The organism is Streptomyces sp. NPDC031426 (assembly GCF_055581585.1).
Map to the genome: position 1 here is coordinate 69,397 of NZ_JBVIJE010000024.1, position 23,699 is coordinate 93,095.

At 72.3% G+C, this 23,699-nt stretch carries 27 protein-coding genes; 13 read left to right on the top strand and 14 right to left on the bottom strand.

From position 1 onward, the window contains the following. Positions 1-29: 29 nt before the first annotated feature. Complete coding sequence (locus ACZ5NH_RS34655; protein ID WP_468780979.1) at positions 30-1,193, bottom strand: hypothetical protein; 1,164 nt, start codon at positions 1,191-1,193, stop codon at positions 30-32. A gap of 528 nt (positions 1,194-1,721) precedes the next feature. Next, entirely contained in the window at positions 1,722-2,600 is an 879-nt protein-coding gene (locus tag ACZ5NH_RS34660; RefSeq protein ID WP_468780981.1) for a YhjD/YihY/BrkB family envelope integrity protein, read from the bottom strand. Positions 2,601-2,897: 297 nt separating this feature from the next. Between ACZ5NH_RS34660 and ACZ5NH_RS34665 the strand changes: the two genes are divergently transcribed. The 3 genes from ACZ5NH_RS34665 to ACZ5NH_RS34675 are packed head-to-tail and all read left to right on the top strand — an operon-like array spanning position 2,898 to position 4,193. Continuing rightward, a complete protein-coding gene (locus tag ACZ5NH_RS34665) occupies positions 2,898-3,356 on the top strand; it encodes a DUF6325 family protein (RefSeq protein ID WP_468780983.1) in 459 nt (152 codons plus the stop codon). Positions 3,357-3,406: 50 nt separating this feature from the next. Then, the gene (locus ACZ5NH_RS34670) at positions 3,407-3,748 is read left to right on the top strand and encodes an SHOCT domain-containing protein (protein ID WP_388626721.1); all 342 of its coding nucleotides are present in this window, start codon (positions 3,407-3,409) and stop codon (positions 3,746-3,748) included. Positions 3,749-3,779: 31 nt separating this feature from the next. Beyond that, on the top strand, positions 3,780-4,193 hold the full coding sequence (locus tag ACZ5NH_RS34675) for a DUF4186 family protein (protein WP_468780985.1): 414 nt from the start codon (positions 3,780-3,782) through the stop codon (positions 4,191-4,193). Here the strand turns inward: ACZ5NH_RS34675 and ACZ5NH_RS34680 are convergent. From ACZ5NH_RS34680 to ACZ5NH_RS34695, 4 genes are all read right to left on the bottom strand, one after another. Then, positions 4,142-4,909: an SDR family oxidoreductase gene (locus tag ACZ5NH_RS34680; RefSeq protein ID WP_388632478.1), complete on the bottom strand. Its 768-nt coding sequence runs from the start codon at positions 4,907-4,909 to the stop codon at positions 4,142-4,144. The two genes, ACZ5NH_RS34675 and ACZ5NH_RS34680, sit on opposite strands and share 52 nt — an antisense overlap. A 13-nt stretch (positions 4,910-4,922) precedes the next feature. Continuing rightward, positions 4,923-5,684 (bottom strand): 3-oxoacyl-ACP reductase FabG, encoded by a 762-nt coding sequence (gene fabG / locus ACZ5NH_RS34685; RefSeq protein ID WP_468780987.1) that lies wholly within the window; start codon positions 5,682-5,684, stop codon positions 4,923-4,925. A gap of 149 nt (positions 5,685-5,833) precedes the next feature. Continuing rightward, positions 5,834-6,283, bottom strand: coding sequence for a DUF3037 domain-containing protein (locus ACZ5NH_RS34690; RefSeq protein ID WP_468780989.1), 450 nt, complete (start codon positions 6,281-6,283; stop codon positions 5,834-5,836). After that, positions 6,280-7,044: a HipA family kinase gene (locus ACZ5NH_RS34695; protein WP_451553296.1), complete on the bottom strand. Its 765-nt coding sequence runs from the start codon at positions 7,042-7,044 to the stop codon at positions 6,280-6,282. Before ACZ5NH_RS34695 ends, ACZ5NH_RS34690 begins: the two co-directional genes overlap by 4 nt. A 161-nt stretch (positions 7,045-7,205) precedes the next feature. On the opposite strand from ACZ5NH_RS34695, the gene ACZ5NH_RS34700 reads away from it, so the two are divergent. Further along, complete coding sequence (locus ACZ5NH_RS34700; RefSeq protein ID WP_468780992.1) at positions 7,206-7,697, top strand: Rieske (2Fe-2S) protein; 492 nt, start codon at positions 7,206-7,208, stop codon at positions 7,695-7,697. 6 nt (positions 7,698-7,703) lie between these two features. On the opposite strand, the gene ACZ5NH_RS34705 is transcribed toward ACZ5NH_RS34700, so the two are convergent. Beyond that, entirely contained in the window at positions 7,704-8,348 is a 645-nt protein-coding gene (locus ACZ5NH_RS34705; protein WP_468780994.1) for a cysteine hydrolase family protein, read from the bottom strand. A 118-nt stretch (positions 8,349-8,466) separates the two neighbouring features. Here ACZ5NH_RS34705 and ACZ5NH_RS34710 point away from each other — a divergent pair, with 118 nt between their 5' ends. Continuing rightward, on the top strand, positions 8,467-8,937 hold the full coding sequence (locus ACZ5NH_RS34710) for a pyridoxamine 5'-phosphate oxidase family protein (protein ID WP_450985495.1): 471 nt from the start codon (positions 8,467-8,469) through the stop codon (positions 8,935-8,937). Between the two features lie 3 nt (positions 8,938-8,940). On the opposite strand, the gene ACZ5NH_RS34715 is transcribed toward ACZ5NH_RS34710, so the two are convergent. Continuing rightward, complete coding sequence (locus tag ACZ5NH_RS34715) at positions 8,941-9,843, bottom strand: LysR family transcriptional regulator (protein ID WP_388632461.1); 903 nt, start codon at positions 9,841-9,843, stop codon at positions 8,941-8,943. A 74-nt stretch (positions 9,844-9,917) separates the two neighbouring features. Between ACZ5NH_RS34715 and ACZ5NH_RS34720 the strand changes: the two genes are divergently transcribed. After that, on the top strand, positions 9,918-10,850 hold the full coding sequence (locus ACZ5NH_RS34720; RefSeq protein ID WP_388632459.1) for a DMT family transporter: 933 nt from the start codon (positions 9,918-9,920) through the stop codon (positions 10,848-10,850). A 38-nt stretch (positions 10,851-10,888) separates the two neighbouring features. On the opposite strand, the gene ACZ5NH_RS34725 is transcribed toward ACZ5NH_RS34720, so the two are convergent. Beyond that, positions 10,889-12,220: an aminotransferase class I/II-fold pyridoxal phosphate-dependent enzyme gene (locus tag ACZ5NH_RS34725; RefSeq protein ID WP_468780997.1), complete on the bottom strand. Its 1,332-nt coding sequence runs from the start codon at positions 12,218-12,220 to the stop codon at positions 10,889-10,891. 77 nt (positions 12,221-12,297) lie between these two features. Between ACZ5NH_RS34725 and ACZ5NH_RS34730 the strand changes: the two genes are divergently transcribed. Then, positions 12,298-12,978: a pyridoxamine 5'-phosphate oxidase family protein gene (locus ACZ5NH_RS34730; RefSeq protein ID WP_468780999.1), complete on the top strand. Its 681-nt coding sequence runs from the start codon at positions 12,298-12,300 to the stop codon at positions 12,976-12,978. Positions 12,979-13,212: 234 nt separating this feature from the next. Here ACZ5NH_RS34730 and ACZ5NH_RS34735 read toward each other — a convergent pair whose 3' ends face one another. Both ACZ5NH_RS34735 and ACZ5NH_RS34740 read right to left on the bottom strand, forming a co-directional pair. After that, complete coding sequence (locus ACZ5NH_RS34735; RefSeq protein ID WP_388632450.1) at positions 13,213-14,217, bottom strand: EamA family transporter; 1,005 nt, start codon at positions 14,215-14,217, stop codon at positions 13,213-13,215. A 70-nt stretch (positions 14,218-14,287) separates the two neighbouring features. Continuing rightward, on the bottom strand, positions 14,288-14,863 hold the full coding sequence (locus ACZ5NH_RS34740) for a hypothetical protein (RefSeq protein WP_468781002.1): 576 nt from the start codon (positions 14,861-14,863) through the stop codon (positions 14,288-14,290). A gap of 230 nt (positions 14,864-15,093) precedes the next feature. Here ACZ5NH_RS34740 and ACZ5NH_RS34745 point away from each other — a divergent pair, with 230 nt between their 5' ends. Continuing rightward, positions 15,094-15,522 (top strand): type II toxin-antitoxin system Rv0910 family toxin, encoded by a 429-nt coding sequence (locus tag ACZ5NH_RS34745; RefSeq protein WP_388632444.1) that lies wholly within the window; start codon positions 15,094-15,096, stop codon positions 15,520-15,522. A gap of 63 nt (positions 15,523-15,585) precedes the next feature. On the opposite strand, the gene ACZ5NH_RS34750 is transcribed toward ACZ5NH_RS34745, so the two are convergent. Further along, positions 15,586-16,212, bottom strand: coding sequence for a PadR family transcriptional regulator (locus ACZ5NH_RS34750; RefSeq protein WP_388632441.1), 627 nt, complete (start codon positions 16,210-16,212; stop codon positions 15,586-15,588). Between the two features lie 185 nt (positions 16,213-16,397). On the opposite strand from ACZ5NH_RS34750, the gene ACZ5NH_RS34755 reads away from it, so the two are divergent. After that, entirely contained in the window at positions 16,398-17,051 is a 654-nt protein-coding gene (locus ACZ5NH_RS34755; RefSeq protein ID WP_468781004.1) for a class I SAM-dependent methyltransferase, read from the top strand. Positions 17,052-17,230: 179 nt separating this feature from the next. Then, positions 17,231-18,043 carry a PhzF family phenazine biosynthesis protein gene (locus ACZ5NH_RS34760; protein WP_468781006.1) on the top strand — a complete coding sequence of 271 codons (813 nt, stop codon included), beginning with the start codon at positions 17,231-17,233 and terminating at the stop codon, positions 18,041-18,043. Between the two features lie 9 nt (positions 18,044-18,052). Here ACZ5NH_RS34760 and ACZ5NH_RS34765 read toward each other — a convergent pair whose 3' ends face one another. Together ACZ5NH_RS34765 and ACZ5NH_RS34770 are read right to left on the bottom strand one after the other, a co-directional pair. After that, complete coding sequence (locus tag ACZ5NH_RS34765) at positions 18,053-18,865, bottom strand: CPBP family intramembrane glutamic endopeptidase (protein WP_468781045.1); 813 nt, start codon at positions 18,863-18,865, stop codon at positions 18,053-18,055. A 106-nt stretch (positions 18,866-18,971) separates the two neighbouring features. After that, positions 18,972-20,489 carry a glutamate-cysteine ligase family protein gene (locus tag ACZ5NH_RS34770; protein ID WP_468781008.1) on the bottom strand — a complete coding sequence of 506 codons (1,518 nt, stop codon included), beginning with the start codon at positions 20,487-20,489 and terminating at the stop codon, positions 18,972-18,974. A 569-nt stretch (positions 20,490-21,058) separates the two neighbouring features. Here ACZ5NH_RS34770 and ACZ5NH_RS34775 point away from each other — a divergent pair. The 3 genes from ACZ5NH_RS34775 (at position 21,059) to ACZ5NH_RS34785 (ending at position 23,087) form a co-directional block, all read left to right on the top strand. After that, positions 21,059-21,658, top strand: a complete 600-nt coding sequence (locus ACZ5NH_RS34775) for a hypothetical protein (protein WP_450985486.1) — start codon at positions 21,059-21,061, stop codon at positions 21,656-21,658. 276 nt (positions 21,659-21,934) lie between these two features. After that, on the top strand, positions 21,935-22,141 hold the full coding sequence (locus tag ACZ5NH_RS34780) for a DUF5999 family protein (protein WP_067045924.1): 207 nt from the start codon (positions 21,935-21,937) through the stop codon (positions 22,139-22,141). A 415-nt stretch (positions 22,142-22,556) separates the two neighbouring features. After that, complete coding sequence (locus ACZ5NH_RS34785; RefSeq protein WP_450985482.1) at positions 22,557-23,087, top strand: universal stress protein; 531 nt, start codon at positions 22,557-22,559, stop codon at positions 23,085-23,087. Positions 23,088-23,699: the final 612 nt, after the last annotated feature.

Below are 23,699 nucleotides of genomic sequence, written 5' to 3' on the forward strand. Positions count from 1 at the left end.
CCCGCTCCCCCCCCTTTACTGGTTTCACTTCAGCCCGGCCCCCCCCCCGCGGCCGCCAGCAGCGTGAGCACCGCGAGGACGGCGAGCAGTACGAGGACCAGCAGCAGGACGGTGAGCACCGTCGGATGGTCCCAGAGCGCGAAGACGAGCGCGACGATCAGCAGGGCGAGCAGCGTGACGGCCCGGCGGTAGGCCAGCGCGTACGCGCCGACGCGCCCGGCGCTGATGTGATGGCCGGCCGCCCAGCGCGCCGCGGAGTCCGCCGTGTGGTCGGAGTAGCCGCGGACGGCCACGGGCAGCCGGCCCGGACCGACGAGATAGGCGCCCAGGGCGATGACGACGCCCAGGACGATGGCCGTACGCAGGCTGACCCGCAGAAAGCGCAGCAGGGTGTCGAAGACGGCGGCCGCCGCGGCCCTCGACTGCACCTGGGGCGGCAGGTGGTCGAGGTAGTAGGCGCGCGCCACGACCAGGCCGACGGCCACCACCAGGCAGGCGAAGGCGGCGCCCAGCGCGGTGCGCGCCAGGGCCCGGCGCCGGTGGCGGGCCAGGAACACCCCGGTGGCGCCGAAGAGGACGACGAGCACCGGGAACCAGTTCCCTACGACGTCCAGGAGGCGGGCGCCCTTGCGGAACTTGACGAGTTCGTCGGAGTGGATCAGCACCAGTTGCTTGTTCACCTGCGGGATCCTGGCGGCGGGTTTCAGGCCGGCGTCGACGAGCTCCTTCTTCACCCGGTCCACGGCGGTGCCCACGTCCAGGGTGACGGTGCCGTCGCTGACCCCGAACGCCCCGCGTCCCTTGCCGGTCAGGGCGTGTACGACGGCGTTGTGGGCGGCGCGGTTGGCGCCCAGCCACACCGTGGCGAAGGCGTGGCTGTGGACGACGCGGGTGGCGATCCTGGTCACGGCCGTGTCGACGGCGGAGTCGATCTGCGGTCCGAGCCGGCTGATCGCGTCGGCGGCGAGCGGCGGCAGGCCCTGGGACTGCAGCCAGTGGGCGATGTCCCCGGCGACCCGTTTGCCGTCGACGTGGGCTCCCACCGCCTCGGTGATCCGGTGGACCGCCGCGTCCTGGACGGCGGGGTCGGTGGCGAGCGGCGCGACCGTGGACACATAGCGGTCGGTGTCGAGCGCGATGTCGTGCACCCAGGTGGCGAGCAGCGCGACGGGTACGAGGATGCAGGTCAGCACGAGGAGCACGGCCGAGGCGGCGCTGCGCCCGACGCGCCCGGCGCCGGAGCCCGAGGGGCGGCCCGCCGGCGGCCCTGCACGGCCCGACGCGGGTGGCACCGGGTAGGCCCGCTGCGGGTCCTGCCCCGGCCTGTCCGCCTCGCCGCCAGGCCCGCCCGGCCGACCCGGCCCGCCTGGCCCGCCCGGCCCGCGCGAGCCGCTGTCCCGCCGCTCCGAGCCAGGATCCGGCCGGCCCGAGCCGCCGTCCCGCCGATCCGAGCCCGGATTCGACCGATCCGAGCCGCTGTCCGGCCGGTGCGCGGTCGGGTCCGGCTCCTGCGCGTCCTCCGGGCGATGCTCGGCGGCATCCCGGCCCTGCGCGTCCCCCGGCCCGGGCGGGTCCGGCTCTGGTGGTTGGGGGGCGGGCGGCTTGGTCACGGGGCCTCCGGCGCAGTGGTGCGGCTGACACCCCCATTGCGTCAGCCTCGTGGCCGCTGCGCGCCCCGGGTGGACCGGACGGGCGACACCGCACCCCCCAGAAACGAGGCCTCACGAGTCCCCCGCCGCACGGTCGCGCCGCGGAGGCGGGCTGCCCAGGCGGTCCGCCAGGAAAGGCTCCTGCGCCAGTACGGCGCCCACGCTGACGGCGACGGCCGCGGCCACGCACACCACGATCAGCCAGGACAGAAGCACGAACACGGACCCCACGGGGCCGTAGTCGGCGAGGGCGCGGTCGAGGGCCCGCGACATGTACACACGCGCGGTCACGGCCAACGCGGTGAGGACGGTCGCCGTGACCAGGGCGCCCGGCAGCAGGGGCTTCCAGCCGACCAGACCGCCGAGCAGCAGATGCTGGGTCCACCACCACAAACCCACCTGGCTGATCCAGGTGAGGGGGATGCCGAGCCAGACCCCGACCCCGAAGCCGTCACGCAGAGGACCCTGGAGCACCAGGACTCCGACCCACAGGCCCAGCCAGGCCAGCCACCGCCAGGGAGCGACCCGGGTTCCGGTGCGCGGGATCTCCCAGGCTCGCTTGCACAGGCGTTGCATCGCCCGGCTGACGGCGGTGGCCGACAGCAACACCATCAGTCCGCCCACCACACCGGTGGTCTGCTTCAGGTCGCCGGAGGTGGGCTGCAGCGCCTGCTCCAGCTCGGCACGCGTCGCGTCCGTCAGCCCGAAGAGCGCTGTCACCGATGCGACCAACTGGTGGCGCACCGCCTCCGGGGCGTACGCCGCGATGACGAACAGCAGGGGGACCGCGGTCAGGAAGCACTGCGCCGCGAGGCGCGTACCGGAGTCGAAGATATTCACGGACACCATCCGGTCCGCGAGATGGGTGACCACGGGGAACCGGCTTTCCGCCCGCCGGTGCACCGATTTCGCCCAGCCGGTCAGCTTCCGAGCACGCTGTGCCGTCGCCATCAGGGTCCCGGGGGGCGACTCTGCGGGCACGCCCGGCCCCCGCCCGCTGACGGCACTCCGACGGTCGGCATGAGATGGCTCCCTTCGCTGGGACCAGCGTGGAGCGCCGAGCGTCCCGCGGCACCCGGGGGTCGTCCGGTGGGCCGCTGCCCGCCGCCCGCCTCATATGCGGCCCCTCGCGCCCCGTGGTGGACTGGAGAGGCAACGGGGGGGTGGCGAGCGTCGGCCGCGGGCCGCCGCCGGGGGGCCACGGGCGGGCGAGCGGAACCGATCCCCTGCGCCTCATGAGGAGAAGTCATGGACAGCGTCGAAGAGATGGGGCCCGTCGACTACCTGGTCATCGAGTTCCCCGGCAACCGAATGACGGGAGAGGCGTTCCCGCTGCTGGTCGAGCTCGTCGACCGCCGGATCATCCGGATCATCGACCTCGCCTTCGTGCGGAAGGAGACCGACGGCTCGGTCGTCGCACTGGAGTTGCAGGACCTCGGCGACGAAACGGATCTGACGGTCTTCGAGGGAGCCTCCGCCCGCGTGCTCGACCAGAGCGACCTCGACGAGGCGGCCAACGCGCTGGAGCCGGGCAACTCGGCCGCGGTGCTGATCTACGAGAACCTGTGGGCCGCTCCCCTGGCCGGCGCGCTCAGGCGCAGCGGGGCGCAGCTCGTCGCGAGCGGGCGCATTCCGGTGCAGGCCCTGCTGGCGGCGTTGGACGCCACGGAGGAGACGGTGCCGCCCGGCGGCTCCGCGGCCGCCTGAAGCGGAGTGTCCCGCGTCCCGCCGCATCGACCCTTGGGAGATGACCGAACATGCCCGGACTGCTTCGCGGCGTCGCCCGCACGGCCGTCGTCGCCGGTACCGCCACCGCCGTGTCCAACCGTGTCTCACGCCGGCAGGCCGGCCGGTGGGCGCAGCAGGACTATGAACGGCAGCAACAGTACGAGCAGCAGTACGCGCAACCGCAGTACACACAGCCGCAGTACGAGCAGCCGCAGCAGGCTGCGCCGCCCGCTCCCGCCGCACCGGCCGCCGCAGCCCCCGACGAGATGACCGCGAAGATCGATCAGCTCAAGCAGCTGGCGGACCTGAAGGCCCAGGGGGTCCTGACGGACGAGGAGTTCGCGAGCCAGAAACGCCTGCTCCTGGGCTGAGCCGCGTCCCCCGACGTACGCTCGTAGCGGCATGACCACCTCGCCCGACCCCCGTTCCCTGGACCAGCGCCTCGACGCCCTCGCCCGGCAGCCGTTCCGGGCCGGGTTCCGTCTGCGCGGCCGGGACCGGGCGACCGCCGGGCTCAAGGGCCCGGCGACGATCCGGTGGCACGCCTACGACCTGATCGCCAGGCGGCTCGCGCCCGCCGAGCCGTACAAGGACGGCAAGCAGACGCCGTACCGCGGCCACCCGGTCTTCGTCGCCCAGCACGCCTCCCCTGTAACAGGGCTTCTTGATCGATTTCGCGATGACGACGTTGTCAGTCCGCTGTGCGGACTCCATGCGGTGTTCCGGGCGCCGATCCGTCCGAAAATCGGCGCCCGGAAGTTGGCTCAGCCCACGCCGGCGTTCAGGAAGATGCCGCCGTCCACGACGAGCGTCTGACCGGTGATCCAGTCGGACTGCCCGGAGGTGAGGAAGGCGGCGGCTCCGCCGATGTCGGAGGGCACGCCGAGCCGGCCGAGGGGGTAGGCGGCGGCCGCCTCCTCCTCGCGGTTCTCGTACAGCGCCTGCGCGAACCTGGTCTTGACCACCGCCGGGGCGATCGCGTTGACCCGCACCCTGGGTGCGAACTCGTGCGCCAGCTGCTGGGTCAGATTGATCATCGCGGCCTTGCTGACGCCGTAGGCGCCGATGAACGGCGAGGGCGCGAGGCCCGCGACCGAGGCTATGTTGACGATCGCGCCGCCGTTGTCCTTCTGCCAGGCGTGCCAGGTCTTCTGGGCGAAGCCGAGCGCGGAGATCACGTTGGTCTCGAAGACCTTGCGGGCCACGCCCAGGTCGAGGTCGGCGATCGGACCGAAGACGGGGTTGGTGCCCGCGTTGTTGACCAGGAAGTCCAGGCGGCCGAAGGCCTCCATGGTGCGCTCGACGGCCTCGGCCTGGTGGGCCAGGTCGTGCGCCTTGCCGGCGACGCCGATGACCCGGTCGGAGCCGAGCTTGTCGACGGCCTCCTTCAGCGCGTCCTCGTTGCGGCCGGTGATGCACACGCGGTCGCCACGGGCGACGAGCGCCTCGGCGACGCCGTAGCCGATGCCGCGGCTGGCGCCCGTGACGAGGGCGACCTTGCCCGAGAGCTCGGGGAGTTCAGCGGAAGTCATGTACCCGATTCCCTTAGTTGAGCGGTCCGCCGGCGACGTACAGCACCTGGCCGGAGACGAAGCCGGCCGCCTCGCCGGTGAAGAAGGCGATGGCGTTGGCGATGTCCTCGGGCTCGCCGACGCGCTGCACCGGGATCTGGGTGGCGGCGGCCTTCTTGAAGTCGTCGAAGCCCATGCCGACGCGGTCGGCGGTGGCCTTGGTCATCTCGGTGGCGATGAAGCCGGGGGCGACGGCGTTGGCGGTGATGCCGAACTTGCCCAGCTCGATGGCGAGGGTCTTGGTGAAGCCCTGGAGGCCGGCCTTGGCGGCGGAGTAGTTGACCTGGCCGCGGTTGCCGAGCGCCGAGGAGGAGGAGAGGTTGACGATCCGGCCGAAGCCCGCGTCGACCATGTGCTTCTGGAGGGCCTTGGTCATCAGGAACGAGCCGCGCAGATGGACGTTCATGACGGTGTCCCAGTCGGAGACGCTCATCTTGAACAGCAGGTTGTCGCGCAGCACGCCCGCGTTGTTGACCAGGATCGTGGGGGCGCCCAGCTCCTCGACGATCCGGGCGACGGCCGCCTCGACCTGCGCCTCGTCGGACACGTCGGCGCCGACCGCGATCGCCTTGCCGCCGGCCGCGGTGATCTTCTCGACTGTGTCCTTGCAGGCGGCCTCGTCGAGGTCGATCACGGCGACCGCGCGACCCTCGGCGGCCAGTCGTACGGCGGTGGCGGCGCCGATGCCGCGCGCCGCGCCGGTGACTACCGCGACCCGCTGTTCAGTGGTGGACATTGCTGCTTCTCCTCGCCCTTGAGAGAACCTGTCGGGGCCCTCGGAACCGAGCCCCTCATGCGGTGAGCGACCGCTTAGTACCTTCAGCACACGTGACGCTAGAAGCCCTGGCACCCGGTGTCAACGGGACACCGGGTGCGTGTGATCCATTACCTCACCAAGAGGTCCAGCAACCGCTCCGTCTCGGCGGCCGGGTCGGTGGTCAGGCCGGTATGCACGGGACCGGGCTGGACGATGGTCGAGCGGGGCGCGATCAGCCAGCGGAAGCGGCGCCCGGCGTCGTCCCCGGCGGCCTGCCCGGCCTCCTCGCCGCCCGCGCAGTGGCGCTCGATCGCACCGAGCGCCGCCCGGATCCCGGCCACGTCCGCCTCCGGGTCCAGGGCGAGCAGCCGGCCCTCGTCCAGATGGGTACGGGCGCCGACGTATCCGCGCGCGCGGCTGTAGACGACGACGCCCGCGTTGATGCACTCGCCGCGCTCCACGCGCGGTACGACCCTGAGCAGCGCGTACTCGAACACGTCCCGGTCGCCGCCCTGGCCCGCCCGGGTGATGTGCCGCTCGGTGACATGACCGGCCATGTGGATGTGGGTCTGGCTCACTTGGTCCCCTCGATGCCGGTGATGCGCTCGGCGATGACGGCCGCCCGCGCGAGCAGCGGCCGGGCGTAGGCCCGGCGCAGGTCGTCCGGGGTGTCGAAGCCGGGCTCGTCGGTGAGCCAGGCGTCCGGGATCTCGGCGGTGACCTCGGCGAGCAGGTCCTCGGTGACCCGGGGTGCCAGGGCCGCCGCGGCGGCGGCGACGTCCGGGGCGAAGCGGGCGAGGGCGTGGTCGGCGGCGTCGTAGGGGCGGGCCGCGGAGGTCTCGGCGGAGGGCCAGTTGTGGTGCCAGATCATGGTCGCGCCGTGGTCGATGAGCCACAGCTCGCCGCGGTGCACCAGGAGGTTCGGATTGCGCCAGGACCGGTCCACGTTGTTGATCAGCGCGTCGAACCAGACGATCCGGCCCGCCTCCTCGGGGCTCACCGGGAAGGCAAGCGGGTCGTAGCCGAGGGCGCCGGAGAGGAAGTCCATGCCGAGGTTGCTGCCGCCGCTGGACCTGAGCAGGTCCTGCACCTGCTGTTCGGGTTCGCCGAGGCCCAGGACCGGGTCCAGCTGGACGGTGACCAGGCGGGGCATCCGGAATCCGAGGCGGCGGGCGAGTTCGCCGCACACCACCTCGGCGACCAGTGTCTTGCGGCCCTGTCCGGCACCGGTGAACTTCAGGACGTAGGTCCCGAAGTCGTCGGCCTCGACGAGCCCCGGCAGCGAGCCTCCCTCACGCAGCGGCGTGACGTAGCGGGTCGCGGTGACTTCCTTGAGCATCGCCCCAGGTTACTGGTGGCGGCCGACAGCGAGCCCACAGCCGGCGCTTACGGCCGTCTCATGCCCGGACGGCAAGGATCTGGCTGCCCGTCTGAACGGGCGGCGCCCGGGCGCCGTACCCCTGGACGGATCACGAGAAGCTCCGCGGAAGGGAATCCCACATGACCAGCGCCTCGTCCCAGCCCCTCGCCGGACCGGCCCGCCGCACGGTGGTGGCGGCGGCCGGAGCGGCGGGGCTCGCCGCCGCGCTGACCGCCTGCGGTTCCGGCGACAACAGCTCGTCCGACACGGCCAACACCGGGTCCGGTTCCTCCGGCACGACCGGCTCCACGGGAGCGTCGCAGAACGGCGGCGGCTCCGCCGGGGGCGCCGCGCTCGCCAAGACCTCCGACATCCCCCAGGGTGGCGGGAAGGTCTTCAAGGACCAGGGCGTGGTGGTCACACAGCCGGCGGCGGGCACGTTCAAGGCGTTCTCGTCCAAGTGCACCCATCAGGGGTGCGCGGTCGGCAGCGTGGCGAACGGCGTGATCGTCTGTCCGTGCCACAACAGCCACTTCTCCGCCGAGGACGGAAGTGTGAAGCAGGGCCCCGCCACCCAGCCGCTGCCCGCGGCGAAGATCACCGTCTCCGGTGACGAGATCAAGCTGGCCTGAGCCGGCTCAGGCGCGTGGGCGCGGCCGTTTCAGACAGCCGAGCACTTCGTCGGTGGTCGAGACCGTGGCGACCAGCGCGAGGGTGTGCCGGATCATCGCGGGGGTGTACTCGGCAGGCACCCCCGCGACGGCGTCGGCCGGGACGACGGCGGTGTAGCCCAGGTTGACCGCGTCGAACACCGCGTTGGGTATCGCCACATTGGCGGAGACACCGGTGACGATCAGGGTGCGGCAGCCGAGGTTGCGCAGCAGGGCGTCGACGTCGGTGCCGTGGATCGGGGACAGGCCGTGCAGCCGTCTTACGACGAGGTCCTCCTCGGCGACCTCGATCGGGGGCGCGACCCGCACCGCCGTACTGCCGCTCAGCTGCTGCACGGGAAGCCGCTCGGCGGCCCGGAACAGCCGGGCGTTGCGGCTCGCGCCCCGGCCGTCCGGGCGGCGCTCGGCGATCGCGTGGACCACCTGGACACCGGTCTCGTGGGCGGCGGCGACCAGCCGGGCCACATTGCGCAGCGCACCGGAGGAGCGGGCCTCGCGGGCGAGTTCGGGCAGCGCGCTGTCCGGGCCGACGACCCCCTGCTGGCACTCCACGGTGAGCAGGACGGTGCTCACGGGGTCGAGGAGTTCGCTGAGCTGTTCGTACGACGGCATGGCGCGCCCCCTTGAAGCGATCCCGTTGAAACCGGCCTGTTCTCTTTTCTGACGTGATGTCAGAGGATCACCAGGACACCATAGTTCTCTGGCACGACGTGGGAGAAGAGGGGGCCGCATGACCGTCACTGAGCAGCGCCGGGGCCGGAAGATCATGATGACGCCCGGCGAGCTGGACGAGTTCCTCACCAGTCAGCGCACCTGCCGGGTCGCGACCGTCTCGGCGGACGGCGCGCCGCATGTGAGCGCGCTCTGGTTCGCCTGGGACGGCACCTCGCTGTGGCTGTACTCGGTGGTGCGCAGCAGGCGCTGGGCCCAGCTGCGCCGCGATCCGCGGGTGGCCGTCGTGGTCGACTCGGGCGAGGAGTACGACCAGTTGCGCGGCGTCGAGCTGTCCGGCCGGGTGGAGTTCGTGGGAGAGGTGCCACGCACCGGGGAGCTGTGCGCCGAACTCGACACGCCCGAGACGCTGTTCGCACGGAAGAACTTCGGGCTGGACGAGATGCCGCACGACGGCCGCCACGCCTGGGCCCGGCTGACCCCGGAGAAGATCGTCTCCTGGGACTTCCGCAAGCTGGGGTCGCCGTAGGACTCAGCCGACCTTCTGTGCGGCCGCGCGCAGGGCCTCCACCGCCGCCCGGATCGAGGGGCGGCGGTCGGCGTCCGCTCGCCAGACCACGTACACGTGCCGGCGCACCCGCTGCTTGAGCGGCACGAGGACCACGCCCTCCGGGACGGGATGCCGGCCCAGCAGCGGCGCGATGCACACACCCAGTCCGGCGGCGACCAGGCCGAGCTGGGTGTGGGTCTCGCCCGCGCGGTGGCCGACGATCGGCTCGACGCCCTTGGACCGCAGGGTGAACATCAGCCACTCGTGGCAGAACTCGCCCTCGCCCCAGGTGATCCACTCGTCCTCGGCGAACTCGGTGAGGTCCACCTCGTCCCGGTCGGCGAGCCGGTGCCCGGCCGGCATGGCGACCTCGGCCGGGTCGTCCAGCAGGGGTGCCTTGACCAGGCCGTCGGGCACGGGCATCGGCTTGTTGTACCAGTCCAGGACCACCGCGAGATCGAGATCGCCCCGCACGACGGCCGCGATGCCCTGCTCCGGCTCCAGCTCGCTGGAGCGCACGCGCAGCCCGGGATGCCGGGCCCGCAGCGCGCCGAGCGCGACCGGGAAGAGCCCGCGAGCGGCGGTCGGGAACGCGGACAGCCTCAACTCGCCGACGACCTGCCCGCGATGCGCCTCCAGGTCGGACTCGGCGAGCTCGACCTGCGACAGGATGCGTGCCGCGTGCTCCGAGAGCAGTCGGCCGGCGTCGGTGAGCCGCACCCCCCGGCCGTTCTTGGCGAGCAGCTGCTGGCCGATCTCGCGCTCCAGCTTGCCCAGCTGCTGGGAGACGGCGGACGTGGTGACGTGCAGCGCGTCCGCGGCCGCGCTCACCGAGCCGTGCCGGGCGAGGGCGTCCAGGGTGCGCAGGCGCTCCAGGTTCAACATGTAAGGGATTCTAAGAGGTACCAGGTGGGAAATGTCGATTGTGCTACGAGGTTGCCACCAGCATCCTTGGGGCCATGAGTACGGCCACCGCACCCACGACCCAGTCCCCCGCCCCCGCCCGTCCCCGCGCCCGCCTCGACTGGCGACTCCGCTTCGGCGCGCTGTCCCTGATCTGGGGCTTCAGCTTCCTGTTGATCAAGGTCGGCACAGAGGACTACGCGCCCTTCCAGGTCACCCTCGGGCGTCTGGTGTTCGGTACGGCGGTGCTGGCGGCGGCGATGGCCGTCAAGCGGGAGAAGCTGCCGCGCGGGGCCCGGCTGTGGGGCCGTATGGCGGTCGCCGCGTTCTTCCTGAACGCGCTCCCGTTCTCGCTCTTCGCCTACTCCGAGCTGACGATCCCGTCCACGCTGGCCGGCATCTGCAACGCCACGTCGCCCCTGTGGGGCATGGCTCTGTCGCTGGTCGCCCTCTCCGAGGACCGGCCGACCCGGGTCCGCGTGGCCGGGCTCGGGCTGGGGTTCCTCGGGGTGCTGACGGTCCTGGGCGCGTGGCAGGGCTTCCATGGGCTCGACGCGACGGGTACGGCCATGGCCCTGCTGGCCTCGCTGAGCTACCCGGTGGGCTGGATCTACGTCCGGCGGACGCTCGCGGGTACGGGCAACTCCCATCTGTCCATGACGGGCGCGCAGTTGCTGCTTGCGACGCTTCAGCTGGCGGTCGTCACCCCGCTGTTCGCCGGGTTTCCCACGCATGTCTCGCCGGTACCGCTGCTCGCGATCGCCGCGCTGGGCGCGCTGGGCACGGGGCTGGCGGTGCTGATCCAGTACGGCCTGGTCGCCGAGGTCGGCCCGACGACCGCGCAGATGGTCACGTACTTCATCCCGGTCATCGCCACGGCGGCCGGTGTGGCGATTCTCGGGGAGTCGCTGCGGTGGACCACCCCGGTGGGAGCGGTGATCGTTCTTGCGGGGGCCGCGCTCACTCAGGTGCGGCGCAAGAACGCCTGATGGGGAGGCGCGGGACTGTATCGATGTGCGGCTCCGCCTCAGCCATAGACGCGCGCCGGTGATGGTCGTACCGCTGCTGCCACCGCGTCCGCCAGGAGGCCGATGTCCTCCTCGGTGAGGGTCGAGATCGTGATGCGGATCGCCGGGCCGCTGTTCAGGCGGAAGCGGGCCCCCGGTGCCACCGCCCAGCCCGCCTGCAGCAGGCGGGCCACCGCGCCGGTCTCGTCGGGGACCGGTACCCACACGTTCATGCCACTGCGACCGTGGGCGGCGACTCCGCGTTCCGCCAGCGCGTCGACCAGCGCGTCCCGCCGGGCGGCGTATGCCTTCGCCACCGCCGACCGGTCCACCGCGCCCTCGGACCACAGGCGGGCCACGGCCCGCTGCAGCAGCAGGCTCACCCAGCCCGGGCCGAGGCGCTGGCGGCCGCGTACCCGGTCCACGGTGACCGGGTCGCCGGCGACGACGGCCACCCGCAGGTCGGGGCCGTAGGCCTTGGAGGCGGAGCGAACGACGGCCCAGTGGTGAGTGACGCCCGCGAGCGGATGCAGCGGGAGGTCGACGATGCCGTGGCCGTGGTCGTCCTCGATCAGCAGGGTTCCCGGGTGCTCGCGCAGCACCGCGCGCAGGGCACGCGCGCGTGGGGCGGTCACCGAGGCACCGGTCGGGTTCTGCGCGCGGTCGGTGACGATCAGCGCGCGGGCCCCGGACTCCAGGGCCCGGCGCAGGTCTTCGGGGCGCGGCCCGTCGTCGTCCATGCCGACCGGGACGGTGCGCAGGCCCAGCGCCGGGACCAGGTCGAGGACGCTGCCCCAGCCGGGGTCCTCGACGGCGACCGCGTCGCCCGCTCTGAGGTGCGCGGCGAGGACGCGCTCGATGGCGTCGAGGGAGCCGGAGGTCACGGTCAGCGGGCCGTCCGGGACGCCGTCGGCGTCGAGTTCGGCGCGGGCCGTCCGGACGAGTTCCGGGTCCATCGGGTCGTCGCCGTAGAGGACGGGCCGCCGGTCGCCCTCCTGTGCCGCCGCGGCGAGGGCCGGGGCGAGACGGGGCAGCAGGGCCGGGTCGGGGTTGCCGGCCGCCAGGTCGCGGCCCCCGGCGGGGACCTCCACCCGCAGTTCCTCGCGGCCGGTGGTGGCCGGCTTGGGCCGGACCCGGCTGCCCCGGCGGCCTGCCGTCTCGATCACCCCGCGCTCGCGCAGGGTGCGGTAGGCGGCCGCCACGGTGTTCGGGTTCACCCCGAGCCGGGTCGCCAACTCCCGCATGGGAGGAAGCGGTTGACCCGGCCCCAGCTCACCGGCGCCGACCGCGCGCTCGACGCTGGCCGCGATCTCGGCTGCGCCGCGCCCGTCGATGGGATACTCTCCTAGCACAAAGAACAGTATGCACTAGTGCAATACAGGAACGCAAGATCGCCAGATCGCCGTTGCTCGCCCATGGAGGAACCGTCATGCAGGGGACGACCGAGGAAGCCCGGGCCGCCGCCTACACCCCGACCGAGCGCACCGTGCCCACGCGCTCCGCGGACCGTGCGTCGTACGACAGGGAACTGGTGCACGCGATACTCGACGAGGGGTACGTCTGCCACCTCGGCTTCGTCCGCGACGGTGCCCCGGTGGTGCTGCCGACCCTGTACGGCCGGGTCGGCGAGCGGCTGTACGTGCACGGATCCACCGGTTCCCGCCCGTTGCGGATGACCGGCGAGACCGACCCGGGGCTGCCGGTGTGCCTGACGGTCACCCATGTGGACGGGCTGGTGCTGGCCCGGTCCGCGTTCCACCACTCCATCAACTACCGCTCCGTGGTGGTGCACGGCGTCGCGCACCAGGTCACCGACCCCAACGAGCGGCGGCTGGCCCTGGACGCGCTGGTGGACCACGTCGTGCCGGGCCGCGCCGCCGACTCCCGGCCCGCGAACAAGAAGGAACTGGCCGCCACCGCGGTGATCCGGCTCGACCTGGACGAGGTCTCGGCCAAGGTCCGCACCGGCGGCGCGAACGACGAGCCGGAGGACCTCGTCCTGCCGCACTGGGCCGGCGTCGTCCCGCTGCAGAAGGGCTACGCCGCGCCGGTCCCCAACGCCGACCTGACACCGGGCGTCGACCTGCCGGCCTACCTGAAGGCGCTGTAGGAAACGGACAGGGCGCCGCACCGGAACCGCCGCCCGACCGCCGCCCCCGCGGCCTCACCCACCGCGAGGCCCGCGCCCGCGCCGAGCAGGAGCAGGGTGCCGAGCGCGAGGAGGACGGGGCCCGCGCCGAGCGTGGCCGGCCCGCTTCGGCGGGGCGCGCGGACGTCGTCTGCGGGCGAGCACCGTACGGCCCTGCGCGCACCCGCGCGGGGCCGGTGGTCCCGGAGACGCGCCTCAGGCAGCCGTACCGCGGGCCGACAGCTCCCTTTCGGCACCGCCCGCGGCCACCGGCTCGGCGGAGCCCTTCGCGGGGGTCGAGGACTGGGCGATGAACGCGCCGACCAGGACGACCGCGCCACCGGCGACCTGGGGCGCCGACAGGTGTTCGCCGAGCAGCACCCAGGCGAGCACGGTCGCGATGACCGCCTCCAGGCAGGCGACGACGCCGGCGACCTGCGGGGACAGCCGGCGCACGGACAGCACGCCCGTGACGTACGCGACGACGGTGGCGATCAGCACGATCCAGCCCAGCAGCGCGAGGGCCGGTACGGCGGTGCCGTTCATGTCGGCGGAGCCGGTCAGCACCGACCAGCGCATGCTCCACGGGCGGGCGACGACCGTCAGCACGAAGGCGCCGACGAGCAGGCCGTAGGCGATGACGCCGAGCGGGTCGGGTGCCTCGTCGCCCGCGTCGCCGCCGTGGTCGGCCAGGACGAAGTAGCCGACCTGGCAGCAGGCGGCGCCGAGCGCGAGCAGCAGGCCCAGCGCGTCGAAGCTCAGCCCCGACCAGACCTCCACCACACAGGCGAGACCGCCGGCCGCGAGGACCACGCCGAGCGCGGCGGCGCGCGTCACGGGCCGCCGCTGCACGAACCGGACCCAGCCGAGCACCAGCGCGGGGGCCAGGTACTCGACGAGCAGCGCCACGCCCACCGGAATACGGGACAGCGCGGCGAAGTAGCAGGCCTGGACGCCGGCGACGGCGAGCAGTCCGAACCCGGCGAGCAGGGCGGGACGGCGGCGCAGCAGCGCGCGGTGCCGTACGGCGACGGGCAGCATGACGACGGCGGCGCCGGCCACGCGCAGCCAGACCACGTGGAGCGGGTCGAGTCCCGCCTCGATCAGCGGCTTGGCGGCCACTCCCGACCCGCCGAAGGCCAGTGCCGAGGCGAGCGCGAGACCGAGCCCGACGCCCTTGCCGCGGCTGCCCTGACTGCTCTCTGACGTATGCACGGGCACATGATGACAGGCGACGACAGGAGCGTCATCCCCGTTGACACCTGTCTCAGGGGCTGGACGTCCGCCGGTGTCAGTGAATCGGGCCGCCGTCGCCGGCGTACTCGTCCGACCCGGGTTCGGCCGGGGTGTTCAGCTCGCGGATGCCGGCACGTCCGAGGACCTCGACGGCCCGCGCGCCCGGGTCCGCGGTGAGCGCGGCAAGGAGGTCGATGCCGGTGACGCGGGGCTCGCCGCGCAGCCGGGCCCGCTCGCGGGCGGCGGCGAGGGCGGCGGCGGCCGTGGGCGACCAGCCGGCGGCGTCCCTCGGCTCGCGGGCGCGGGGCACGACCGCGGCGGGGACGACGGCGAGCGCGCCGGAGTCCTCGACGCTGCCCTGCCAGCGCAGCCCGTAGCCGATGCTGCGCTGCACGAGGTAGCCGAGCAGCCGGGCGAGGTGCTGCGGGCCGCCGACCGCGGCGCGCACCTCGGGATCGTGCTCCAGGAGGGAGTGCAGCAGATGGGCGGTGTCGGTCTGGCGGTCCCCGTCCCGGACGGCCCTCCGGCGCGCACCGGCGATCACCGCTGCCAGCTCGGCGCCGAGCACGGCATCGTCGTCCGGGTGCGCCGCCTCGTCATGGGCGGTCCAGTGGGCTGTACGGGGTTGCACAACCCCTACCCCATCAGCCTCAACGGGCCGGGTCATCCACGAGCGGAACCATCTTCGCGTCCCACACAGAGTGGACCTGGGCGTTCGGGATCTCATCCTTACGGAGGAGATTCACTTACGGAACCGGCGCTCGGAATTCCTGACGGTTCATCAGTATTGAATGTTCGCACCCCTGCGGCTACGTTCCGCGACACCTTAGCCCGCTACGCCCGATCCGAAGGGGTGGTCCCATGGCCGAAGTCAGCGCGGAGGCACGCATCCAGGCACCGGCCGAGAAGGTGTGGGCCCAGCTCACCGACTGGTCGTCGTACGGGGAGTGGAACGCCACCCACACCAGCTTCCCCAACGGGGGCCCGCAGAGCCTGGCCGTGGGCGGGACCTTCCAGGAGAACATGAAGCTGATGGGCTTCCCGGCCGAGGTCGACTGGACCATCGAGGAGCTGGAGCCGGCCCGGGTGTTCGCCATCCGGGGCAAGGGCCCGATGGCGGTGACGGTCGCCACCCGCTACACCCTCACGCCCGACGGCGACGCCACGTCCGTCCGGATCGACGGCGAGTTCACCGGCGCGGCGGTGTCGCTGATGGCGGGCAAGCTGAAGGACTCGGCGACGGCCGCGCTGAACGAGTCGCTGCGCAAGCTGGCCGGCCTGGTCGCCTGAGTCCGGGCGCGCGAAGGCGCCCCGCGCGGTGTCGCACGGGGCGCCCGGTCCGTCGTACGAGCCTCAGTGCTCGTCGGCGAGGATCAGGTACAGCTTCTTGCGGGCGTCGTTGATGACGGCCAGCGCCTTTTCGCGCTGTTCCTTGCTGCCGGTCTTCCAGACCTGGCTGAAGGCCTCCATCAGACCGAAGCCGGCCTGGCGGATCTCACCGAGGGCCTCCCAGTCGACCCCGCGGGAGGCCTCCTCCCAGGGGGCGTCCGGGCCCTCGTCGGCGGCGGCGCGCCCGTCCTCGGTGAGCGCGAACAGCTTCTTGCCGCCCCCGCTCTCGCTGGCGATCAGGCCCTCGTCCTCCAGCAGCTGGAGCGTGGGGTAGACCGAGCCGGGGCTGGGCTTCCACGCGCCGCCGCTGCGTTCGGCGATCTCCTGGATCATCTCGTAGCCGTGCATGGGACGGTCCTTGAGCAGGGCCAGGATCGAGGCCCGCACATCACCGCGCCGCGCCCGCCCCCTTGGTCCACCGCGCCCTCGGGGCCCCCAGGGGCCTGCCCCGAAACCGGGGCCGCCGGGGCCGAACCCCGGGCCGCCCGGGCCGAAGGGCCCGAAGGCGGCCCGCCGCCGGTCGAATCCACCCATGCCCCGCGGGCCGGGGCCCTCGTGCCGATGTCCGTGCTCGTATCCATGGGTGCGCATCGCGATCACTCCATTCCATCGATGATCTGTCACGTATGCATCTCGTATCGTTCGCGATGCCTCAACGATATATCGGAACCGATCGCATGACAAGCCCCTCAGCGTGCACCGCGTCCGCGTCTGCAACCAAGGTCGGCGAGCTGAGCGTGACTGGCATTGACCGAGCCCGGATGAGAGGAACCCGCATGGATGACGACGCTCTCCTGGCAGAGCAGAGGGCCTACTACAGGGCCGCCGCGGCCGAATACGACCGGCAATACGCGGAGTACGAAGCCCTGCAGCAATTGCTGGCCGTCGTCGATGACCTGCCGATCGCCGGGGATGTGCTGGAGCTGGCCTGCGGAACGGGCCAGTGGACCCCGAGGCTTGCCGCACGGGCACGTTCGGTGACGGCCGTCGACGCGGCAACCGAAGTGCTGGCCCTCGCTCGGGCGCGCACCGCATCCCCCACCGTCCAGTTCATCGAGGCCGACCTGTTCGAGTGGCAGCCGCCGCGACGCTACGACACCGTGTTCTTCGCCTTCTGGCTCTCCCATGTCCCCCCGACGCGGTTGCCCGGCTTCTGGAACACCGTCTCGGCCGCACTCGCGCCGGGCGGCAAAGCGATCTTCATCGACGACGGCCCAGCCGCAGCCGCATACGAGGAAGTCCTCGCGAACCAGCCGATCCCAGCAGCGCTGCGTCGGCTCCACGACGGCAGCCAGTACCGCATCGTGAAGGTGTTCCACGATGCCCAGACCCTCACGGACGACCTCACCGCGCTGGGGTGGTCAGTCAACATCCAGACCAAAGCCGGGAACTTCATCGGCATTGCAGAACCGCCGACCACCGCTGGCTGAGGAGACACGGGGCTGCTCGGCGTCCATGCGTCGCACCCTCGACGGCATCGAGCGCGCTCGTTCGGAGTCGCCCAACTCGCCCCCTGGACAAGGCCGCGGGCCGCGATCGTGCGCAAGACATGCCAGGGTTCGTGAATTGGCCTTGGGCGGCCGGCCGTCGCGCCATTAGCGTCGGCGTCATGCGCATTCGAATCGTGGACGCCTTCACCGACCGCCCCTTCGCCGGCAACCCGGCCGGAGTCCTGCTCCTGGACGACGTCTTCCCGGACGACGACTGGCTCCAGAACGTCGCCATGGAGGTCAACCACGCCGAGACGGCGTTCGCCCACCGGCTGCCCGAGGGCGGCGAGGCGGACTGGGCGCTGCGCTGGTTCACGCCCGTCGCCGAGGTCGCCATGTGCGGGCACGCCACGCTCGCCACCGCCCACGTCCTGCACACCACCGGCGCCCACGAGGGCCCGGCGCGGTTCGCCACCCGCAGCGGCGTGCTCATCGCCACGCCCGCCCAGGACGGCTCCATCACCCTCGACTTCCCGACGGCCCCGCTCACCCCGGCCGAGATCCCGGCCGGGGTCGCCGAGGCCCTCGGCGCACAGCCGCTCGCCGCCTTCGACACCGGCCCGAACGTCGGCGACCTGCTGCTGGAGCTGGCCGACGAGAAGACGGTCCTCGGCCTCGCACCGGACCACAAGTCCCTCGGCGCCTACTCCGCGCGCGGCATCATCGCCACGGCCCGCGCCGACGACCCGTCCCGGGGCTACGACTTCGTCTCCCGCTGCTTCTTCCCGAACGTCGGCATCGACGAGGACCCGGTCACCGGCAGCGCCCACACCGCGCTCGCCCCGCACTGGTCCGCGCGCCTGGGTCGCGAGGACCTCACCGGGCTGCAGGCCTCCCGCCGCACCGGGCTGGTGCGCACCGGCCTGCGCGGCGAGCGCACCCTGCTCACCGGCCGCGCGGTCACGGTGATCGAGGGCGAACTGCACGCGTGACCCCGGCGCTCAGGCCGTCGGCAGCCAGCCCACCCTGCCCGCGAGCAGGGCATAGCCGACGAACGCGCCGATGTCGAGCAGGGAGTGGGCGACGACCAGCGGACCGACCCGTCCCCAGCGGCGGTACAGGTACACGAACACCACGCCCATGACCATGTTGCCGATGAAGCCGCCGACGCCCTGGTAGAGGTGGTACGAGCCGCGCAGGACCGCGCTGGCGACCAGCGCGGTCCCGGGGGTCCAGCCCAACTGGCCCAGCCTGCGCAGCAGATAGCCGACGACGATGACCTCTTCGAGGACCGCGTTCTGCACGGCGGACAGGATCAGTACCGGGAACTTCCACCAGACGTTCGGCAGCGCCTCGGGCACGACCGTGAGGTTGAAGCCGAGGCCGCGGGCGGCCAGGTAGAAGGCGATCCCGGTGCTGCCGATCACGGCCGCGATCGCGGCACCACGGCCCAGGTCGGGCCAGGGCCGGGTGCGGTCGAAGCCGAGGGTGCGCAGGCTGCCGCCCTCGCGGATGAGCAGATGGGCGACCAGGGCGACGGGGACCAGCGCGCTGGCGATGCCGAACAGCTGCCAGGCCAGGTCGAGCCAGGGTCGGCCGGGCGCGGCCGAGGCGTTGAGGGTGGCCGCCTGGTCCTTCAGGCCGCCCGGCTTGGTGACCGCGCCGATGAAGCTGATCAGGGCGGAGACCCCGCTCGCGCCCAGCGACAGCGCCAGGACGAGCAGCGTCTCGTCCCGCAGGATGCGCCGCGGGTCGCGCTCCCGCGCCCCGGCACCGGCCACCGAGTCAGCCTCCACCTGCACCCCTGCCTCCATCCGGCTCATGGGCCCCTGGCCCACCTCTGCCTGGCAAGGATCGCAGAAGGAGATAAGCACCGCGTAGCGGCCGAGGATCTTGGCAGCTTCGCCGTCCGCCCGCTGGTCAGCCGAGAGGCACCGCCTCCGGCAGCCCCACCGGCCACATGTGCACCGGCTCCCCCACATGCATCAGCTCGGCGTAGCGCCGCGTCGTGGCGGCCAGCGCGGCCTCGCGGGTCAGGCCCTGTTCCAGGAGCCGGTGGAACGTGGCCGCCTGCCAGGACGCCCCGTTCACCCGGCGCCGGCAGCGCTCCTCGATGACGCCCAGGTAGAGGTCCCGGTCGGCCGGTTCCACGCCCCACGCGTCCAGCCCGGCCGAGGCCAGCGGCAGCAGCTCGTCGCGGACCAGGGTGACCGCGTCGACCTCGCCCGTGCCGCCGTAGCGTCCCCGCCGGGGCCACACGAACCGCGCGTCGATGCCGTACCGGCACGCGGCGTCGAAGTTGGCCTGCGCTGCGGCGAAGGGCAGCCGGGTCCACACCGGGCGGGACTCCTCGGCGAGGGCGCGGACCAGGCCGTAGTAGAAGGCCGCGTTGGCGATCACGTCGGTGATGGTCGGCCCGGCCGGCAGCACCCGGTTCTCCACCCTGAGGTGCGGAACGCCGTCGGCGATGCCGTACACCGGCCGGTTCCAGCGGTAGATCGTGCCGTTGTGCAGCACCAGCTCGGCCAGTCGGGGCGTGCCACCCGCCTCCACGACCTCCAGTGGCTCCTCGTCGTCGCAGATGGGCAGCAGCGCCGGGAAGTAGCGCAGGTTCTCCTCGAACAGGTCGTAGGCGGAGCTGATCCACCGCTCGCCGAACCAGGTGCGCGGCCGTACGCCCTGGGCCTGGAGCTCCGGCGGGCGGGTGTCGGTGGACTGCAGGAACAGCGGGGGCCGGGACTCACGCCACAGCTCGTGACCGAACAGGAACGGAGAGTTGGCCCCGACGGCGATCTGCGCGGCGCACGCCACCTGCGCCGCGTTCCACACGTCCGCGAACCGGGCCGGAGTGACCTGCAGATGCAGCTGTACGGAGGTGCACGCGGCCTCGGGGACGATCGACTTCGAGGTGCACACGAGGTGTTCCACGCCCTCGATGTCGAGCCGGAAGTCCTCGCCGCGCGCGGCCACGATCTGGTCGTTGAGCATGGTGTAGCGGTCCGCCTCGGAGAGGTTGGAGGAGACCAGGTCGTCGCGGTCGAGCGTGGGCAGGATGCCGATCATGACGATGCCGGCGTCCACCTCGCCCGCCTTGCGGTCGGCGTAGGCGAGCGAGGTGCGCAGTTCCTCGGCGAGCCGGTCGAATACGCGTCCGCCCAAACGGTGTGGGGCTATGTTGACTTCCAGATTGAACATGGCGAGTTCTGTTTGGAAATCCCGGCTCGCGATGCGCTCCAGCACCTGCCCGTTCAACATTTTCGGCATACCGTCCGGCCCGGCGAGATTCAATTCGATCTCGACTCCCATGAGGTTCTTGGGACGATCGAATCGCTTCTCCCGCAACAGTCGCTCCAGTCCCACGAGGCACTTCTGGAGCTTTTCGCGGTAGCGCTGGCGATCGGACAGGTCGAACTGCCCCGCCACGACCTTCTCCCCCATCGAAGTGTCCCTCCTCGGATGGGCGGGCCGGCGGTCCGGCCGCCGGGCTCCCGGGTACGGGGGATGATGCCCCGTGGAAAGCGATCGATAACGCCCCGCGCGAGCCGGGCAGCCGCTACTCTGTCGGAATGTTCCCCGCGGCACATTCACGGGGCATGCGTCAGCCTGCACTTCGGGTTCCCCCGGCACCTCGTGAAAAACGCCGACGACATTCGGCCGACCGTTACCGGTGCGTATTACGAGGTCAGCAGCGGCGGGACGGTTCGGAAACCGGGAGGAGTCCCGCAAATCGTCGGCGCATTACCGCCTTGCGCGACTTCCCGAAATGAGCTAGACGAAACAACGGCCGAACATGCGTCATATAAACTCCGCCCACAAGGCAGAAGGTTGACGCCTCGGTCCTGGTTCCCGCCGTGTTCAGGCCGTCCCGAAGACGGGCGGCAGGCCGAGCCGCACCCATGTTCACCGACCCGGGCCTCCACCCTTCCGGCCTTCCCGTGAGCAGACAGCGCCGTCCGCCCCACCCCTCCTCGCGCCGCCGCGCCTGTCGAACGAGAGAGGCGACCCACATGCCGCTGCACGTGCCCCCTGCCCCCGCGCCTGCCCTGCGTTCCGTCCTCACCGCCCTCGGTTCCCCCACCGCGGTGCGTGAGGCCCGCACCCCCTCCCTGCGAGCCGCGCAGGGGCCGACGACCCCCGAACTCCCGCTGCCCGTGCACGTACTGGACCGCATCACCGCACCGGGCCTGTCCGCGACCCGGCTGGCCGGCTGGCGTTTCCTGATCCGCTGCGGCGACCGGGCGGTGGCCGCGGCGGACACCATGCTGACCCCGGACGGCTGGGCCTTCTCGCACTTCTTCGAGGGCCCCTACGTCCCCTCCACCGAGCGCGCCCTGCAGCAGGCGGAGGCGCTGCAACAGCCGTACCAGGCCCGGCTGCTCTCCGTGCCCGGCCTGTACATGCTCACCCTGTGGCTGCACGGCGACCTCACCGCCGACGGAGCCGAGGGACACCCGGCCGGCACCGATCTGCTCGTCCCACTGGCGCCGGCGCCGCCCGGCATACCGGCGCACCGCCTGTTCCGGGTGACCGAGTTGCTTCCGGTGCTGACCCATCGTGCGACTCCGCTGCCGCTGCTCGGCCCGCCCGTGCTGGGCTCGCCCGCCTGACCGGCCGCCCACGTACCCCGCTTGCCCGCAAGGGAAGCGGGGTACGTTCATGTCAGGGGTCTGGCCTGCAGGGACTAGCCCGATCCGGCCACTGCGAACCACCCGAAGTGACAGTGCACTTGGACTGAACCGTCCGCGCGGGTGACGCGTCATGACCTGTGAGAAGCGGTGCTGCGAAATCCCTGCGGAATGACGCCGAGAAGGCAACACTGGGTTCCGACCGACTTATCACCACGGGGGACGGCCATGACCACGACAGAGCGAGAGATCCCACCCATGTGCCAGCACCAGCCGCCGTGTCCGCCAGCCGAGTCCGCCGACCGGGAGTCCGCCCGTCTCGTGGCGCACCACCCGGAGCAGGGATGGAGTCTGCTGTGCAACGGCGTCCTGCTCTTCGAGGACACCGGTGAGCTGCTGCCCGACGGCCGGATCATCGCTCCGCACCGCCCGCTGGGTGCGGAGCATGTGATGACCGCCGCCTGAGCGGAGCGCGGGCGAACGACCCGAGGGGCCGGCCGCACCCATCCGGTGCGCACCGGCCCCGATGTGCGTCCAGGGCCGGCTACGGTCCGTAGCCGGGCGCTGTCGGAGCGCGTCCCGCAGCGCCTGGTACGCCGGTAGTCGTCCCCGGCCCGGCACACGCTCGGGTCGGGGTGGAAGCCGGGTAGGACTGGGTTGTCATAGGTTCGCACGGTTCGCCCCCAACTGGTGCTCGAAAGTTTCGACTGCGGCACCGAGTCTTCGCGAGCGGGCGTGCCGGCCGCCGTGGAAAAGACACCTCCGCCCCACTGGTCGAATCGCCGGTACGGGAGTGGGATGGAAGGAAGCAAGGGCCTTGCAGGGCGGGCACGTCCGCGCTCGAGACGCCCCGGCGTCGCCCGCGAGGAACGGTGGAGTGATGTCCGGTTACGACGCCTCGACGACGGCTCGGGTGGTGGTCGGTGTGAGCGGCTCCCTGGGCAGCGTCACGGCCCTGCGGCGGGCCACCGCGCTGGCCCGCCGGCTGGGCGCGGAACTGTGGCCGGTGCTGGCCTGGGAGCCGCCGGGCGGTGACCCCGCCGCGCGCCGCTCCCCCGCTGCCGGTCTGCTGGTGGAGGACTGGCAGCGGCTGGCCGGACAGCGGCTGGCCTCGGTACTGGAGGAGATCTTCGGCGGGGACGCCCCCGGTGTGCCGATGCACGCCGTCGTCGTCCGCGGCGCCGCCGGCCCGGCGCTGGTGGCGACCGCGGACCGGGACAACGACGTCCTGGTGGTGGGCGCGGGCCGGCGCGGTCTGCAGCGTGCCTTCTCGGGCCGCGTCTCCCGGCACTGCCTGGCGCACGCGGTCTGCCCGGTGCTCGCGGTGCCCCCGTCCCCGCTGGAGTCGGAGCTGCTGTCCGTCCACCGGCGCAACACGTGGCATCTGCGCATGGACATCCGGCGTCTGTGAGGCCCACCCCGGCGCGATGAGGCGCCGCCGAGCCCAGCGGTCCTGATGCGGAATGCAGGGTCTTGATGCGCCGGGCGCGCAGGGGTTGCGTCAAGAACGGGCCGCCTGCCGTCAGAGCACTGCGACCGCGCCTGGGCAGCGGATGTGCGTGCGTCGCTCCGGTGCGCGGCCGTGCTGCTCGGGTTGCTGCTCCTCATCGACCGGGCGGTCGGCTCGAGCCCGAGGTCCTGTTCCGCAACCCGGACCTGTGGCATCTGCTCGACGCGGGCGCCCGGGTGTCCGAGACCGCCGGCGCCCCCCCTGTGCGGCACGACCGTCCTGCGCGGCCTCGCCCGCCGCCTCGACCGGGGAGACGGCCCGGGCGGTGTTCCGGGCCTCCGTATGGAACAAGTGACACTCGGTGGCCGCCCCCGGCTCCGAACCACGGGCCGTCGACCGGGCGGCCGTGCCCCCGGCGAACCTCTCCGGCCTCCCCTTCTTGATGGAGCTCTGCCGCTCCCGCGCCATTCTTAACGCAAGATTGACGCTCGCCCACCCCAGATCCGTGGGCCCAGGCGTCACTCTCTGCATACGCTGGTGCCCGCCATCCGCGTGATGGCCGGAAACAAGCTG

What these genes read in the sequence shown, in the direction of transcription:
- ACZ5NH_RS34660 (WP_468780981.1), bottom strand. Translation starts at nt 2,600, where the DNA reads ATGGCGACGGCACAGCGTGCTCGGAAGCTGACCGGCTGGGCGAAATCG.
- ACZ5NH_RS34665 (WP_468780983.1), top strand. Translation starts at nt 2,898, where the DNA reads ATGGACAGCGTCGAAGAGATGGGGCCCGTCGACTACCTGGTCATCGAG.
- ACZ5NH_RS34670 (WP_388626721.1), top strand. Translation starts at nt 3,407, where the DNA reads ATGCCCGGACTGCTTCGCGGCGTCGCCCGCACGGCCGTCGTCGCCGGT.
- ACZ5NH_RS34675 (WP_468780985.1), top strand. Translation starts at nt 3,780, where the DNA reads ATGACCACCTCGCCCGACCCCCGTTCCCTGGACCAGCGCCTCGACGCC.
- ACZ5NH_RS34680 (WP_388632478.1), bottom strand. Translation starts at nt 4,909, where the DNA reads ATGACTTCCGCTGAACTCCCCGAGCTCTCGGGCAAGGTCGCCCTCGTC.
- fabG (WP_468780987.1), bottom strand. Translation starts at nt 5,684, where the DNA reads ATGTCCACCACTGAACAGCGGGTCGCGGTAGTCACCGGCGCGGCGCGC.
- ACZ5NH_RS34695 (WP_451553296.1), bottom strand. Translation starts at nt 7,044, where the DNA reads ATGCTCAAGGAAGTCACCGCGACCCGCTACGTCACGCCGCTGCGTGAG.
- ACZ5NH_RS34700 (WP_468780992.1), top strand. Translation starts at nt 7,206, where the DNA reads ATGACCAGCGCCTCGTCCCAGCCCCTCGCCGGACCGGCCCGCCGCACG.
- ACZ5NH_RS34705 (WP_468780994.1), bottom strand. Translation starts at nt 8,348, where the DNA reads ATGCCGTCGTACGAACAGCTCAGCGAACTCCTCGACCCCGTGAGCACC.
- ACZ5NH_RS34710 (WP_450985495.1), top strand. Translation starts at nt 8,467, where the DNA reads ATGACCGTCACTGAGCAGCGCCGGGGCCGGAAGATCATGATGACGCCC.
- ACZ5NH_RS34715 (WP_388632461.1), bottom strand. Translation starts at nt 9,843, where the DNA reads ATGTTGAACCTGGAGCGCCTGCGCACCCTGGACGCCCTCGCCCGGCAC.
- ACZ5NH_RS34720 (WP_388632459.1), top strand. Translation starts at nt 9,918, where the DNA reads ATGAGTACGGCCACCGCACCCACGACCCAGTCCCCCGCCCCCGCCCGT.
- ACZ5NH_RS34730 (WP_468780999.1), top strand. Translation starts at nt 12,298, where the DNA reads ATGCAGGGGACGACCGAGGAAGCCCGGGCCGCCGCCTACACCCCGACC.
- ACZ5NH_RS34745 (WP_388632444.1), top strand. Translation starts at nt 15,094, where the DNA reads ATGGCCGAAGTCAGCGCGGAGGCACGCATCCAGGCACCGGCCGAGAAG.
- ACZ5NH_RS34750 (WP_388632441.1), bottom strand. Translation starts at nt 16,212, where the DNA reads ATGCGCACCCATGGATACGAGCACGGACATCGGCACGAGGGCCCCGGC.
- ACZ5NH_RS34755 (WP_468781004.1), top strand. Translation starts at nt 16,398, where the DNA reads ATGGATGACGACGCTCTCCTGGCAGAGCAGAGGGCCTACTACAGGGCC.
- ACZ5NH_RS34760 (WP_468781006.1), top strand. Translation starts at nt 17,231, where the DNA reads ATGCGCATTCGAATCGTGGACGCCTTCACCGACCGCCCCTTCGCCGGC.
- ACZ5NH_RS34765 (WP_468781045.1), bottom strand. Translation starts at nt 18,865, where the DNA reads ATGGAGGCAGGGGTGCAGGTGGAGGCTGACTCGGTGGCCGGTGCCGGG.
- ACZ5NH_RS34770 (WP_468781008.1), bottom strand. Translation starts at nt 20,489, where the DNA reads ATGGGGGAGAAGGTCGTGGCGGGGCAGTTCGACCTGTCCGATCGCCAG.
- ACZ5NH_RS34775 (WP_450985486.1), top strand. Translation starts at nt 21,059, where the DNA reads ATGCCGCTGCACGTGCCCCCTGCCCCCGCGCCTGCCCTGCGTTCCGTC.
- ACZ5NH_RS34780 (WP_067045924.1), top strand. Translation starts at nt 21,935, where the DNA reads ATGTGCCAGCACCAGCCGCCGTGTCCGCCAGCCGAGTCCGCCGACCGG.
- ACZ5NH_RS34785 (WP_450985482.1), top strand. Translation starts at nt 22,557, where the DNA reads ATGTCCGGTTACGACGCCTCGACGACGGCTCGGGTGGTGGTCGGTGTG.